This is a genomic window from 'Nostoc azollae' 0708 (assembly GCF_000196515.1).
In the GTDB taxonomy this organism is placed as follows: domain Bacteria; phylum Cyanobacteriota; class Cyanobacteriia; order Cyanobacteriales; family Nostocaceae; genus Trichormus_B; species Trichormus_B azollae.
Genome location: NC_014248.1, coordinates 3169443 through 3183304, shown reverse-complemented (window position 1 = coordinate 3183304; position 13862 = coordinate 3169443). Strand labels below are relative to the sequence as shown.

At 36.8% G+C, this 13862-nt stretch carries 10 protein-coding genes and 6 pseudogenes; 8 read left to right on the top strand and 8 right to left on the bottom strand.

The genetic code is table 11. The features are described 5' to 3' along the window. Positions 1-93 precede the first annotated feature (93 nt). The 4 genes and pseudogenes from AAZO_RS30615 to AAZO_RS33935 all read right to left on the bottom strand — a co-directional run. Positions 94-592, bottom strand: a pseudogene (locus AAZO_RS30615) (ISKra4 family transposase); the annotation flags it as partial. A 95-nt stretch (positions 593-687) separates the two neighbouring features. After that, positions 688-1002: pseudogene (locus AAZO_RS14730) on the bottom strand (transposase); the annotation flags it as partial. A 717-nt stretch (positions 1003-1719) separates the two neighbouring features. After that, positions 1720-1872, bottom strand: coding sequence for a hypothetical protein (locus tag AAZO_RS33940; RefSeq protein WP_144031402.1), 153 nt, complete (start codon positions 1870-1872; stop codon positions 1720-1722). After that, a complete protein-coding gene (locus AAZO_RS33935) occupies positions 1842-2069 on the bottom strand; it encodes a transposase family protein (protein ID WP_041640555.1) in 228 nt (75 codons plus the stop codon). The genes AAZO_RS33940 and AAZO_RS33935 overlap by 31 nt, the downstream gene beginning before the upstream one ends. A 721-nt stretch (positions 2070-2790) precedes the next feature. Here AAZO_RS33935 and alaS point away from each other — a divergent pair. Further along, positions 2791-5433 (top strand): alanine--tRNA ligase, encoded by a 2643-nt coding sequence (gene alaS, locus AAZO_RS14720; RefSeq protein ID WP_013191853.1) that lies wholly within the window; start codon positions 2791-2793, stop codon positions 5431-5433. Positions 5434-6210: 777 nt separating this feature from the next. Here alaS and AAZO_RS30595 read toward each other — a convergent pair. Both AAZO_RS30595 and AAZO_RS30590 read right to left on the bottom strand, forming a co-directional pair. Then, positions 6211-6366, bottom strand: a complete 156-nt coding sequence (locus tag AAZO_RS30595) for a type II toxin-antitoxin system HicB family antitoxin (RefSeq protein WP_081462794.1) — start codon at positions 6364-6366, stop codon at positions 6211-6213. Continuing rightward, complete coding sequence (locus AAZO_RS30590; RefSeq protein WP_081462913.1) at positions 6359-6508, bottom strand: type II toxin-antitoxin system HicA family toxin; 150 nt, start codon at positions 6506-6508, stop codon at positions 6359-6361. The genes AAZO_RS30595 and AAZO_RS30590 overlap by 8 nt, the downstream gene beginning before the upstream one ends. Before the next feature lie 480 nt (positions 6509-6988). Between AAZO_RS30590 and AAZO_RS30585 the strand changes: the two are divergent. Together AAZO_RS30585 and AAZO_RS43840 are read left to right on the top strand one after the other, a co-directional pair. Further along, positions 6989-8278: pseudogene (locus AAZO_RS30585) on the top strand (IS66 family transposase). 6 nt (positions 8279-8284) lie between these two features. Next, positions 8285-8365 (top strand): annotated as a pseudogene (locus tag AAZO_RS43840) (DUF433 domain-containing protein); the annotation flags it as partial. A 186-nt stretch (positions 8366-8551) separates the two neighbouring features. On the opposite strand, the gene AAZO_RS14710 reads toward AAZO_RS43840, so the two are convergent. Then, positions 8552-8725: a hypothetical protein gene (locus tag AAZO_RS14710; RefSeq protein WP_228371214.1), complete on the bottom strand. Its 174-nt coding sequence runs from the start codon at positions 8723-8725 to the stop codon at positions 8552-8554. 67 nt (positions 8726-8792) lie between these two features. Between AAZO_RS14710 and AAZO_RS42590 the strand changes: the two genes are divergently transcribed. The 3 genes from AAZO_RS42590 to AAZO_RS38500 all read left to right on the top strand — a co-directional run bounded on the left by AAZO_RS42590 (position 8793) and on the right by AAZO_RS38500 (position 10213). Then, on the top strand, positions 8793-9080 hold the full coding sequence (locus AAZO_RS42590; protein ID WP_338026879.1) for a Uma2 family endonuclease: 288 nt from the start codon (positions 8793-8795) through the stop codon (positions 9078-9080). Between the two features lie 385 nt (positions 9081-9465). After that, the gene (locus AAZO_RS14700) at positions 9466-9726 is read left to right on the top strand and encodes a hypothetical protein (protein ID WP_013191851.1); all 261 of its coding nucleotides are present in this window, start codon (positions 9466-9468) and stop codon (positions 9724-9726) included. A 241-nt stretch (positions 9727-9967) separates the two neighbouring features. After that, positions 9968-10213: a VanZ family protein gene (locus AAZO_RS38500; protein WP_013191850.1), complete on the top strand. Its 246-nt coding sequence runs from the start codon at positions 9968-9970 to the stop codon at positions 10211-10213. A 73-nt stretch (positions 10214-10286) separates the two neighbouring features. Here the strand turns inward: AAZO_RS38500 and AAZO_RS30575 are convergent. Next, positions 10287-11571, bottom strand: a pseudogene (locus AAZO_RS30575) (IS701 family transposase). A 634-nt stretch (positions 11572-12205) separates the two neighbouring features. Here AAZO_RS30575 and AAZO_RS41475 point away from each other — a divergent pair. Then, a complete protein-coding gene (locus AAZO_RS41475; protein ID WP_266885244.1) occupies positions 12206-12328 on the top strand; it encodes a hypothetical protein in 123 nt (40 codons plus the stop codon). A gap of 15 nt (positions 12329-12343) precedes the next feature. Further along, a pseudogene (locus tag AAZO_RS14680) lies at positions 12344-13444 on the top strand (IS4 family transposase); the annotation flags it as partial. Positions 13445-13862: the final 418 nt, after the last annotated feature.

Genomic DNA, 13862 nt, shown 5'->3' with positions numbered 1-13862 from the left:
TTCTTATGGGTTGATAAAGCTTTCGGTATCCGATTCATTTAATACCGAATGTGCTATATTTCACCCATCGCCTGTGCCAGTTGCCTAAGTCCTGATTCCTTGTAGACGAAAGGTTTTATAGTCTCCCCAGTAGCAGCCTGCTTGTAGTTTACCCCCTAGTCGTACTTTTCCACCATCCATGCTCACTTCACAGACAGCTTGTTTTCCTTGTGGTAGCTCCCAATCTTCTTCCACAACTAGTTTTTGTTGCCTCCTATGGCCAAATTTTAGTCCTGTTAATGCCTCAATTTCAACTTCTGCTATTTGATTTGATATGATTTCTTAGCTGATAGCCTCAAGCAGCACTTTTGAAGTAATGGACTTAATCGACTTCTTAGCTTCAAACCCAGTTTCCGCAACTGTTTAGCTTTTAGTTTTAGTTCTCCTACTAAGGTTTTGACTTTCCTGGTTTTACCTACTTTCCTTCCAGTTATTTCTTCCATAAAAAAAGGGCTATTTCTGGACTTACCACTTCTAATATTTGACTCCTTACTGTTTTTTCTATCCCTTCCAAGTCTGTTATCTGACTTTTCTCTGCTTTTTTATATAACAATGTTGCCTATTCTTCTAAGCAGGCTTTGAGCCCTTCTTTTCCTGGTTCATGGTTACTAATCTACAGTTTATCCTTATATTCTCCTCTCACTTGTGTCTCTTCCAATAGTGGATGCTCCCAGCATCAAATTGAGCTTCGTTACTATATGTTGACATTTCCATAAAGTATTGCAGATAGGGATTCTCCCTCATCTGTTCTACTGTTTCTCTATCACTTATTCCTAATTTCTCTTTGACTATTAATGCTGCCAACACCATCCTAAGTGTTTTGGCTTGTGCCCCTATTCCTTCTGAAAATATGGCTGCATATTCTCCTTTAAATTCTGACCAATGTATCATCTGCCCCATGATTATCCAGCGGTTATCTGATACTAGTTTCCCACCAAAGGGTAGTTCAAAGTTTTCTGGCACTGCTTCCTAGCATTGCGCTTTTATATACATGTAGATGCAGCTTTATGCTATTATTCTCACCTATTTTAACTCTTTCCTTTGCACTTTTTCCACTTGTTATAGCCCGAATCTCTTATTATCAAGGTTTTTCGTTTATATGGCTTAACGCCACGCTACGCTATCAGCAAGCCCTAAATAAACTAAATATTTATGCACATCATTACCTGGAGGAGACTGTCCGACTTTTGGGAAAAACATCCAAATGCACAAACTAGCCTAAAATCATCGTTTAAAGCTGTTCTAATTTTTTCTGGTAAACCTTCTAAGTAGTAACAGTGGCGAAAATTTATTCTAAAATCTCTACTTGCATAAATCAATTATGCCACATTCATCAATTGTTCTAAAGATTTCGCTAAAGGTAAAAGTTTTCAATCTTCTTGATATTCGGCAATGTTAATTGCTATCACTTACTGAGTATTTCCAACAGCTTCTTCACAAGAATCACCATGAGTATAATATTTTTGACAGTATAATATTTTTGAGTAGGAAGTTCAGCTAAATGAACTAAATAGCAATAGAGAGGGATAAAAATTTACAAAGGAGTCTGTGTCTGGCTTTCCATAGTGTTAAGATTAGGAAAGAGCCAAGGAAGGAAGCAGGGTTGGGAATAGTTACGGATAGTTCCTATCCATGAAGATGTTGATGACAAATTCATAAATGACCTCATATCCATAAAATTTATGAAATGGGCAAAGCTAATGAACCAATTACTAATGTGACTAAACCACAAATAGTAAGAATTACTTGTGAGTAAATTGGGAAATTCAGGGGAAATCTTTGTTGAGGTACCCGGAATATTTTTACAAATCTAATGACCTGTTCAACAAAAATACCCTTGGTGGAAAACTCTTTATTTCCTGCCTTTTGTTCTGAGTCGCCATGGTATAAGCGCTATGAGGTTTTTCTACCTGTTTAAGGAGACTAGGAGGGAAAACATCTCGTAATATCTCTAGCCAGTAATGAAATGTGTCCTTTGCTTCCGTTTTCCATATACCGAAATGCAAACCTAAAACCTCAAATGTTGGCATTTTCCTCCAATAGCACAAGCATAGACATACCTGTTGTTTTATCTCTAGTTTCCCTTTCCCCCCTCCTCCTTTCTGATTTATACCTATCTTTTACTTTCTATCTCCCCTTGCAGTTTTCTATGCTAGATTTCACCTTGGGCTAACAAGTCTTGAAACTGATGGTTAGTTATTCCCAGTATTTGTTTTCTACGATGTGGATATTCTTGAATATAGTTAATTTAGTGGATTTTTCCTTTTGGTACACCCTCAAAATTCCCTTCTACCATTTTTTTCACACTGAGTTAATTTTCCTGACAGGTATATTTATGTTCACTACTCCTTTAAATAAGGTAATTTTACGGTTTTGACTCCTCTTCTTGAATTGATTTTAATTTAGCTAATTTCTCGTTTACTTGTTTTTATAGTTTACTTGTTTTTATATATGATAAAACCAACGAGTATGACTTCCTGTTGTCGAACGATAAATAAACTTGGCTTTTTTGAGTAAAATTTTTCATTTTATGATTTTTCTATGCACTTTTTCAACGGAAGTATTATCAAGGTATATCAATTGATGTTAATATTATACATATGAGCAATGGCAAATTCATACAAAAAATTGTGAAAGCTTAGAGGATGTCTAATTTTGTGGCATAAGTTATAAATAGTAATGATGATTTTTGAGTAATGATGCTTTTTGCAAATTTTCCCAAATTAATTAAATTTGATTTCGTAAACACTCATGTCTTTAACTCCTCAGTATCTTAGCGGTAATGATATTCGCGCTTTATTCCTCGACTTCTACACCCAACGAGGACACGAACTCCTTCCCAGTGCTTCCCTTGTACCGGAAGATCCCACGGTGCTACTAACTATTGCAGGTATGTTACCATTTAAACCAATCTTTCTGGGACAGCGCACACCAGATTTTAAACGTGCTACGACTTCTCAGAAGTGTATCCGCACCAATGATATTGAAAATGTGGGACGGACGAAGCGCCATCATACATTTTTTGAGATGTTGGGTAATTTTAGCTTTGGTGATTATTTTAAAGAACAAGCGATTGCATGGGGTTGGGAATTATCAACTCAAGTTTTTCGTTTACCTCCAGAACGTTTAGTTGTCAGCGTTTTTGAAGAAGACGACGAGGCTTTTGGAATTTGGCGCGATAAAATTGGTGTAAACGAAAAACGCATCAAGCGCATGGGTGCAGATGAGAACTTCTGGGTTTCTGGACCAACTGGACCTTGTGGTCCTTGTTCAGAAATTCATTATGATTTTCACCCAGAATTAGGTGAAGATAACATTGATTTAGAAGATGATTCCCGATTTATCGAGTTCTATAACTTGGTATTTATGCAATACAATCGGGATGCTTCGGAAAATTTAACGCCATTGCAAAACAAGAATATTGACACCGGTATGGGTTTGGAAAGAATGGCACAAATCCTGCAAAACAAACCGAATAATTATGAAACAGATTTGATTTTTCCCATTATTGAAACTGCGGCAAAGGTTGCTAAAATTGATTATCATCACAGTGATGAAGATACCAAAGTTTCCTTAAAAGTAATTGGTGATCACATCCGTTCTGTTGTACATATGATCGCTGATGAAATTCGCGCTTCTAATGTTGGGAGAGGTTACGTTTTACGTCGTCTCATTCGTCGCGTTGTTAGACATGGGAGATTAATTGGAATTTGTGAGGAATTTATCAACCAAGTTGCAGAGAGAGCAATTTCTCTTTCTGAGTCAGTTTACCCAAATTTGCGCCAAAGAGAAGCTTCAATTAAAGCAGAATTGCAACGAGAAGAAGCTAATTTTTTAAAAACCTTAGATAGAGGTGAAAAGCTATTAGCAGAAATTATCCAAGAGGTAAAACAAAAAGGATTAACTTCTATGAGTGGTAAAAGTGCTTTTACTTTATATGATACCTACGGTTTCCCATTAGAACTAACCCAAGAAGTTGCAGAAGAAAATAACCTTACCGTTGATGTGGATGGTTTCAATGCAGAAATGCAAAAACAGGTAGAACGTGCAAAAGCTGCACATGAAACTATTGATTTAACTGTACAAGGTTCCTTAGATAAACTTGTAGAACATATCCACACAACAGAATTTATCGGTTATACTGCAGCAGCAACAACAGCAAAAGTTGAAGTTTTGTTAGTTGGTGGTATTTCCGAAGAAACTGCAGAAGCAGGAAGAGAAGTACAAATTGTTTTAGATAGAACTCCATTTTACGCTGAATCTGGTGGACAAATCGGAGATAAAGGTTATATTTCCGGTGATGGAGTCTTAGTTCGTGTTGAAGAAGTGAAAAAAGAATCTGATTTCTTTGTTCATTTCGGACACATTGAAAGTGGTACACTGAGAATAGGTGACAATGTAAAAGCCCAAATTAACACCGCTTATCGTCGTCGTTCTCAAGCTAATCACACAGCAACTCATTTATTACAAGCTGCATTAAAGAAAGTTGTTGATGAGGGAATCTCTCAAGCTGGTTCTTTAGTTTCCTTTGATAGATTGCGGTTTGATTTTAACTGTCCCCGTGCTTTAACGTCTGAGGAAGTTCAACAAATTGAAGAGTTAGTAAATACCTGGATTTCAGAAGCGCATTCTGCGAAAATTGAAGTTTTACCTTTAGCAGAAGCAAAAGCTAGAGGTGCAGTTGCGATGTTTGGGGAAAAGTACGGTAATGAAGTGCGCGTGATTGAGTTCCCTGGTGTTTCCATGGAGTTATGCGGGGGAACTCATGTTAATAATACTGGGGAAATTGGCGTTTTTAAAATAATTTCTGAAGCGGGAGTTTCCTCAGGTATAAGAAGAATAGAAGCAGTGTCTGGTGCTGCCATATTGGACTATTTGAATGTGCGTGATAAAGTGGTAAACGACTTGAGTGATCGCCTTAAAGTAAAACCAGAAGAAATACCCGACAGAATCAGAACTTTGCAAACCGAACTTCGCAACAGTGAAAAAGAAATTCAAACCCTAAAATCACAACTTGCAATAGTTAAATCTGACAGCTTATTAAAAACTGCGAAAACTGTAGCAGAACATAGAATTATTGTCGCCCAAATGGAAGATGTCGATGCAGAATCTTTGAAAGCTGCTGCGGAAAGATTATTGCAAACAATCGGTAACGGTGCGGTGGTTTTAGCTTCTATTCCCGAAGCAGGGAAAGTGAGTATCGTTGCAGCTTTCAGTTCTGAAGTGAATAAGAAAGGTGTAGAAGCTGGAAAATTTGTAGGTGCTATAGCTAGGATTTGTAGTGGTGGTGGTGGTGGAAAACCCAACCTCGCGCAAGCAGGGGGAAGAGATGCAAGTAAATTACCGCAAGCTTTAGAAACTGCAAAAACTGAGTTGGAGGAATCGTTAAAATAGGATTTAGATCCCCGAGTTCTCAAAAAACTCGGGGATCTGTCTAATGTGTAATACTGTATAACTTCAAACATTTTCTTAATCACTTCTGTTAATTTTTCACTTTTAATCTGACCTGCTTTATATATATACGATGATTTGCTTATCAGCAGTAAAAAGAGGAGTTGGTCTGATATTACTTGGCTAATTGAAACCACCAGAGTTAAAACCACAATTATTTACTCTAATAGCATACATATCACCAAGAGATCGACTGGTAATTTGACAAACAATTAAGTGATTTACCTGAAGTGTGGTAATAACTAAAGCTCATCTGCGTTTTGTTTGAGTTAAGTCTGAAAATGGGAGGGTAACAATAAGAAAATCACCTTTTATAAATTCTGCCATGCTGCGTCTTCCTCTGGTTTTAACCAATCTTTTTTTGCAGCAACTATTCACTTATAGTCGTGATTTCTAGGATGTTCTTCGACTGGTATTTGGTTTGCAAAAACTGTACAAAATCTAAGATTTACCGTAACAATGGTTCAGGTAATTTTTCTAGTTCTTGCGTAATTTGTTCTTTAATTGTCATTTGATGTTTACCCTTTCCTATCTGCCAACGGACAGAATATAATATCCGAGACTTTTCAAATCAGGACTTATAGAAAATGCAATAAAAGTAGCGATAATTTATTAGTTAAGACTCGCGAAGAATATAAAACTATTAATCAGTAGTTGTATTTATATCTTCACTGCAACTTTAGTAAATTCTGTAGAAGGTTTGAGTATAGCTTTTCCATGTTATTTCAATATTTCCAAATACCATTCTATAGCTTCTTTAAGATTTCCCTGTACTTCGGGTAAGGTATTGCCAATGCTAACACAACCGGGTGAGTCGGGAAAATAAGCACACCAGTTTGTCTCACCAGGTTCGTAAATGACTGTGTACTCAATCATTTATTGCTCCTAATTTTGTCTGCTTCCAAATTGATGAAAGTGTACCTATTAGAATGTCATCACTTGGGTTTCCAGGTACAACTACGATACCTAACTTATTGTCATTTTTAATTATACGATGACTACCTCTTGTGCATTCTATATACCAACCATATTCTCACAAGAGATTGCCAACTTAATATAAGTATCTTTAATAACAACTAATGTAATACTTATGATATAGTCTAAGTCTTATAAAATATAAACAAATTCAAGGTGAAAGCAAAGATTACTTTTATTGAACAAAATGCTCCAACCGAGTGCAAAAGCCCAAAAAGTGCAGCAACACTTATAAGAATATCAAGATGTAAAAGGGATTAACACTAATAAGATCTGAATGAAACAGCACAGCAAAACTTGGTTGCTAGTTCACATGAGCTTATTAGTGTTAATGCTCCACATTGGCTTTATATAAAAGCAGTGGCACCAAAAATAATTTCCCCTAAGACGAAATTTATTAAGCTGGATTAATTTCCTAATCTATCAACCATGCAAAACCTGTCTAGAATTACCCGTAACCCAGGTAAGGATTCAGGTGGTGGGGTATTGACAAGTATGATAGGTGAGGCAGAATATAGAAGTTATGGAAAAGAAGCTGCCACCAAAACTAGACAGAGAGATATTGAAGCAGTTGGGAACAGAGCAACTGGTAGAAATCATTATTGACTAGGGGAAAAGTATAGAGAACCTAACAATATAGAGTAGTAGAACTAGGAAAAAGAAATAGAGAAACTCAAAGTCAGTAGAGATTTAGAGCCCATAACATGATCCAAACCACCCTTGGGAGACATCCTCAAAGAAACCGAGAACAAACAAGAAGAGAAACCAGAAGAAAACCAGACACGAAAACGGGAACTAGGAGGACAACCAGGGCATAGGGGAAAAAGGAGAAAGGTGTTTGGTAGAATAGATAGAATAAATTTGAGATAGTGGGACGGCAAGTGTGTGGATGGTGAGGTCAGGGGGAATTGTTTGGCGAACCAATAAAAGTGGAAACACAACAAGTAGGGGAGTTGGTGGACAGGCCAATCCAAATAGTAGAATATGAAAGATATACTGGGAACTGGGTCAAATAGAAATTGGAGTGGGAACATTAGTAGGTACCAATGAAGGAATAGATGGTCCAGTGGCTCAAAGTATTCATAGCCTCAAACAGTGGATCAAACAAACCCAGCCTCATATCCTTGGGGATGAAACACCCTGGGTACTCAAAGGGGTGAAACAATGGTTATGGATTTTTGCCAATAGTAACTTCCCTTGATTTCATGGGTCCTGATACTCCTTGTCCTAGCGAATTAGAATCCATTGTGGGTTCAAGTTACTCTGGTGTAATCAGTTCTGATGACTTTACTGCCTATAACGGTTATCCGGTCACAGCTCAACAGAAATGTCAGGCACATCTACCCTACCCCGTCACTTCAAGACACTAATCAAGATTCCTGGCTTCAATCACCAAAAAATTGGCACAAAATTCATCGACCTCATAGATGAAGGTTTTAAAAACTACCCTTTATTCCAACAAACCTAAAACCTTCATGAATTCTTGACTTGCCCATCCTAGTTTCAACCAAAAGTTGAATCTTCCATTCATTCATTGATCAAGCCCCAGGGGAACCTGGTAAACTTTTACCTTCCTTAGGCAATAGACCTTGATCATAATTTAGCTGAACCAAGGTTAGGTTTAGCACTGAAACAACGAAAAGTCTCTGGTGGTTCTCTTTCTCTGGAGCTATTCCAACATACTGCCAATTTATTGACGGTTATACAAACTTGTCACCGTCAAGCACTTTCTCTAATTGAGTTTTTTGACCAACCTATGAAAGCCATGGTTCACTCTGCTTTCCATACACCTTCTTTAATCCCTCTTCCTTAGACCTGAATCCTTACCAACCCAGAAGTAATGGGTGGTAAGCCCTGCATCCTGGGAATACGTGTCACTGTTGGTACTATCATCGGTTTAAGAGTTTGTATTTTACCGATTAATAGACGTTAGTCAACTCAAAAAATGATATGAAAGTTTCACGAAATTAGCCACTTAGATACCTGACTTTTTGAGAAGTCGGGGATCTGAAACAACCTTTTCAAATTAAGATTCCTGTTCAGGAGGACGATTTTGCATAATATCGAGAATACAACGATTTTCAGTTTATAAACCCTGCACATCCATCTGTATTCCTCTAATTTCCGATTGTATTTGCACCATATCCGCACGCATATTTCTAATTTCCATTACCAATGTATTGAAATTGCGCTGATGAACAGCGGTAGTTTCCAGTAAACCACTTACCGCTAACCGCATATCAATCAATTCATTTTCCATTTTATCCATCCTTTCTTCACTACTCATATTTTTATTTTTGTGAATACATAAAAAATACTGGATTATAATGATAATAGAGTTAACAGATTCAAATTATGACTCTTATTCAGCTGAAGAATATCTAGAATTAGAACTAAACTTAGAAATAGGTCACGAATATATCAATGAATTAATTACACAGGTGACAGGCGGAACACCAAATCATAACCAACTTGAACTTAATATCAGTAGTACACTCAATTATATTCTCAAACGTCAAACCTATCAAGTCTCTTTTACAGATCAACGGCTTTGGATTGCTGACAGAAGAATTCATAACTATCCTGAGGTTATGGTTGTCAAAACACAGACTTAATTTATGAAGAAGTAAGAAAAGACACTTTAGTAATCTTTGTGGTGATTGCAGAAGTTCTATCCAAGTAAACGAGAAGCAAAGATAGAGATAAAAAATTCGCAGCTTATCGGACAATTACCACTTTAAAAGTGTATATTCTAGCTGCTCAATATACAACTCACGTTGAATAATATTTTAGAAGTGATAAGAATAAATGGATATTTCCTGGATTTACATATGGGTATGATAGTTTAAATATAGCTTCTATTCCCTGCCAATTATTGTTAGCAAATATTTATGATAAGGTAGATTTTAACTCAGAAGAATAAAAACTCTAAACTCAATGTTCCTTTTTGTGCCTCTGCGTAAAACTATAATAACTACAAATACTAAAGGAGCCAACAAAATGAGTCGCATCAACCCTTACACCCTACAAATGCAAATCACCCAAATGTTTACCCGAGGACAATCATTATTTGCTTTAATGAAAGTTCAAGATTGGTTAAGAGAACATAATCAAAACCCTTTAGAATATGAGATTATCTTCCATCAAAAACCTGGACCTCCTGGTTCAAAGGAAGTGATGGTCATAAAAATTGAATTAAAACGCAGAGATGGAGAACCAGTAGACCCTTGGTTGCAGGAACAAGCTAATTTACACACATGATTAATAATCAGAATAAAATTCCCAATCTCAAACTTATCAAATTGCGGAATACAGATTGATATTTCTGTAGTTAGCAAAGATACCATTCCAAATTAGAGAAATGACAACTCATCAACTTTGGGTTTTTGCTTTTTGGGTTTATTTGGGAATTTTACTTTCTATCTCTATCTCAGCTTACCTGCGAACTATACCCACAACAATAGCACAATTTCCCAACTATGACATAATTTGAATTTACCATTTGCTGTTACTAGGAATTGCTGCTTATCTCAGTCACCAAGAACTAAGAAAAAGTAAATTTGATATGTTAAATATCACTATACCTCTTGCAAGATTAATAGTCTTTAGTACTTGTATCTTTGACGAAATAACTCAATTTTTTGAACCTTATCGTAGTGCTGATATCACAGACTTAGCTGCTCATATTTTGGGTATTATCGTATTTACTCGATCAGCAGAAAAATTCCTAGAATCAGTACATGAATAATATCAATCTTGGGACATCATCACAACAAGCTTTCAATACTGCTCGGTTAATGGGACGTAAACAAAAATCAAGCTCAAATGTAGCCTAAGCTGGCTCTATCGGAAGTAAACACGTCCGGATTAAAGTTCAACCAATCAATAAATAGAGAAGATCTGCCTGTTCTCAACGCTTCTAAAGCTGCAGTAAAACTATTCAAAGGTTTCTTGGCCCACCTTGGTCTTAATCCTCCAGTCCACTGATGGCAAAGAATAAAAGTGTAGGCACAGAAAACCAAAATAAAATGGCGCAGTTAACTGCTGTTATCTCCAACTTGATATTTTTTAAGTCCTAACTATCCCTTGGCTTCCATGTCAACAACTTCTACCCAGTTTCTCTGAGAATATGTATCAACTGTCTATTGGGGTGTGACAATTGATGAAGAAACATTGGTAATAAGGTAGTCCATATCAGTGGCTTGAGGGAAAGTAGAAGCCTTGATGACGACAGCAATATTCCCCTTTCCAGTTAAGGCTGATATTTCTACTTCTTGAGTTACTACCCATAATGTTTTGGGTTTATCTAACTCCAGTTGAATTTCTGTAAAAGCCTATTGGGGTAAACTTTATGCTAATTCATCTAACCTAATTATTTGTGGACTATCCTCTTGGTCACTGGCAAGGACTTTGGGATTTTTAGCTAATCCTCTTAAATACTTTAAATACCGATTTTCTATCTTTCCTAAGAAAAATGTATTGTGGCCATATCCAGGATCTATAATTACTATTCCTGGTTGATTACCACGGCTTAAGGTCAGATCTATTAATTTAATTCCTAACTCAGGTTTCTTCTTTCTTCTCAAATAGAGGGTCTTGTTTCCCTTTGGGTAAGGAATCACCGTGGTGATATCACTCTATATCTAATGGTAAGCTTTTACTGCCATCATATAGATGTGTCGTTACTACTACTATTCCATTATCCCTTTTCCCAATTTCTCCAACATATTGTCTTCCTACTCCATCCCTAAAATTCCCCCTTTTTCTATGGATAGAATCATCAATTATTAAGCTAAATCCTCTGGTGATTCTCCTCTGACTACACTTGTTCATAATCTCTAACCGATGCTCATTGACTTGGGAACTGGACCAAGGTGCTTCAATTAAAAAAGGTGCTTCAGTTAAAAAGTGGTGTAATCGGTGGTAAGTCACCCCTAGGATATTGTCTGCCATTTGAAATAGGTTTTTTCTCTCACTTTCACCAAATCATCCCCCTAAATAATGTCTAAAATCTCTTTTTTCCCCTTGATGAGTAAATACATCATCAAACCTTTAACACCATCTTTCAAACCATGGTGCCATTGCTGGGGCAGTGGTTTCTTTCATCAGCTTCTTTTAACGTGAAAGCTACACAGAAATTGCATTATACTCCTTATTTACTCTTAACTTTTGTTTAAGTCCCGTTAAGGAAAAAGAGGGGGTAAGATCAAGAGAAATGTGTTCGCGTTTTGTTTACGAGAACTAACAGATTGACTTTTTCTCTTTGAGGCTATCGTATAATTCCACCCAATTTTGCCTAAGAGAATCAATACACGACTGCAAGTGGTAAATTTGGGTTCGTCTGGCAACCGAGAGGACAGCATGAATATGATTTGGGCTTCCAGCCTTGCCTAAATGCTTATATTCGCTGAGTTTATCAGGTGATTGAGTAGGGAAAATAGGCTTGTTAGCCTACAACTTGTAATAGCAGTAAGTACCCTGCTGACCCGATGCTTGGTAACAGAAAACGCAACATCCAGGAGGTGCTACCTAGAAGCCTGAATTTGTTGAATAGATAGTTGTAAAGTCGCAATAGCTTGTTGTATTAATTCGGCTCTAGAAATAATATCCGAGTCTTTTGCAGGCATTGACTTACGGGGGGAATGAGAAAAATTAACTTGTTCACGGAATATTTACGAGAACAAATACCCATTCATTTTATAGTTTTTTAAAACTAAAATGAAACTGAACAGAGGTGCAAATGCCACTAATCAACTTTGAAGTCATTGCAGCATCAGTGGCCAAAGCGCAATTGCTTGTGGCGTTAGAACAAGTCATTCCCGCTCAAACTATACACAGAGCAATTATCAATACTTGTTCTTAAGAACGAAGAGAAGGAATACTACCCACTCACGTAGTTGTAGCTTGATTCATTGCCATGAGTTTTTCCTCAACTGACTCCATAGTTGATGTCTTCAAAAATCTGATTCAAGGTTTGAGTGGTTTACAAATACCCCATCGTCTACGTTTTATTGCACCAACTTCTTCATCAATCAGTGAAGCACGTCAAAGAATTAGTCCTAAAGAATTGGTCCTGGTGTGATGACTCCTTTGTTTGAAATGGTAGCAAAACCCCTGGTCACAATATAAACACCAGGTACTTTTTTGGGAGGATTAAGATTGATGGCTGTAGACGGAACAGTTTTCGATATCCCTGATACTCCAGCCAATGGTAAAGTATTTGGTTATCCTGGTTCACCACCGGGTACATATCCAGCTTTTCCAAAGGCCAGATTTGTTTTTTTAGTAGAAGCAGGAACTCATGTAATTGTTGATGCTCTCTCTATTAAGTCCCTATAGAATTGGTGAAAGAAAAAGAGCAATTCAAGTTCTTCCCAGTGTTGGGGAAGGAATATTGTTAATGTGGGACAGGGGGTTGCATTCTTTTAAAATGGTTCATGCCGCAATCAAACAAAAGTATCATATCCTTGGTCGTGTGCCAGCAAATGTGAAATTTGAGGTCGTCAAAACTTTGGGTAATGGTTCTTATTTGTCTTGGGTTGCACCTGATGGTAAATCTAAAAAGAAAGGTGCAAAGAGAATTCCTATTTGTGTAATTGAATATGTGATTGAAGATGATGCTTCTGATAAAGTATACCATTTGACTACTGATTTGATGGATATTTCGACTTTCCCAGCACTGATTTTAGCTCAAGAATATCATACTAGATGGGAAGCTGAGAATACTTTGGATGAATTAAAGGTGCATCTATTGGGGCGTAAAACTCTGATTCGTTCTAAGAGTCCTCGTGAAGTAGTCCAAGAAATTTATGGTTGGTTGTTAGGACATTTTTGTATTCGTTGTTTGATGTTCCAAAGTGCTTCCGAAGCAGGAATCTCGCCATTAGGTTTGAGTTTTACTGGTAGTTTACGATTAATTCGACGTGCTGTTGCTCAATTCCCACAAGCTGCTACTGAAGATTTACATCTATTTTATAGTTGGTTAGTTCCAGAAATTTCATATTTAGAAATACCACCTCCTAAATTTAGAAGTAATCCTAGAGTTTTGAAAAAGACGCGCTCCAAGTTCCTGAGTAAAAAACGATGTCATCGTGGTAGTACCACTGTCAATCAAACTTCTTTTATGTTTTTAACAACTGCTATTTAGTCTTATTATATTTTCGCGTTTCTACCTTTATATCTACCTTTATATTTGAGCAATTAAATATTATTTATTGGTGGTGACACTCTTCTTTGTTCATAGTGTGGCTTTTCGGTTTCAAGGGGGCTTTTAAGCTACATTCGGCACCATAAAGTGCCACAGAGAGAAATTACGGAGAGAAAAAATCCAAGGGAGCATAAAAATAAACATATGCAGTGAAAAAAGGCATTGGAGAAACAGTAAAGCACCAAAAATA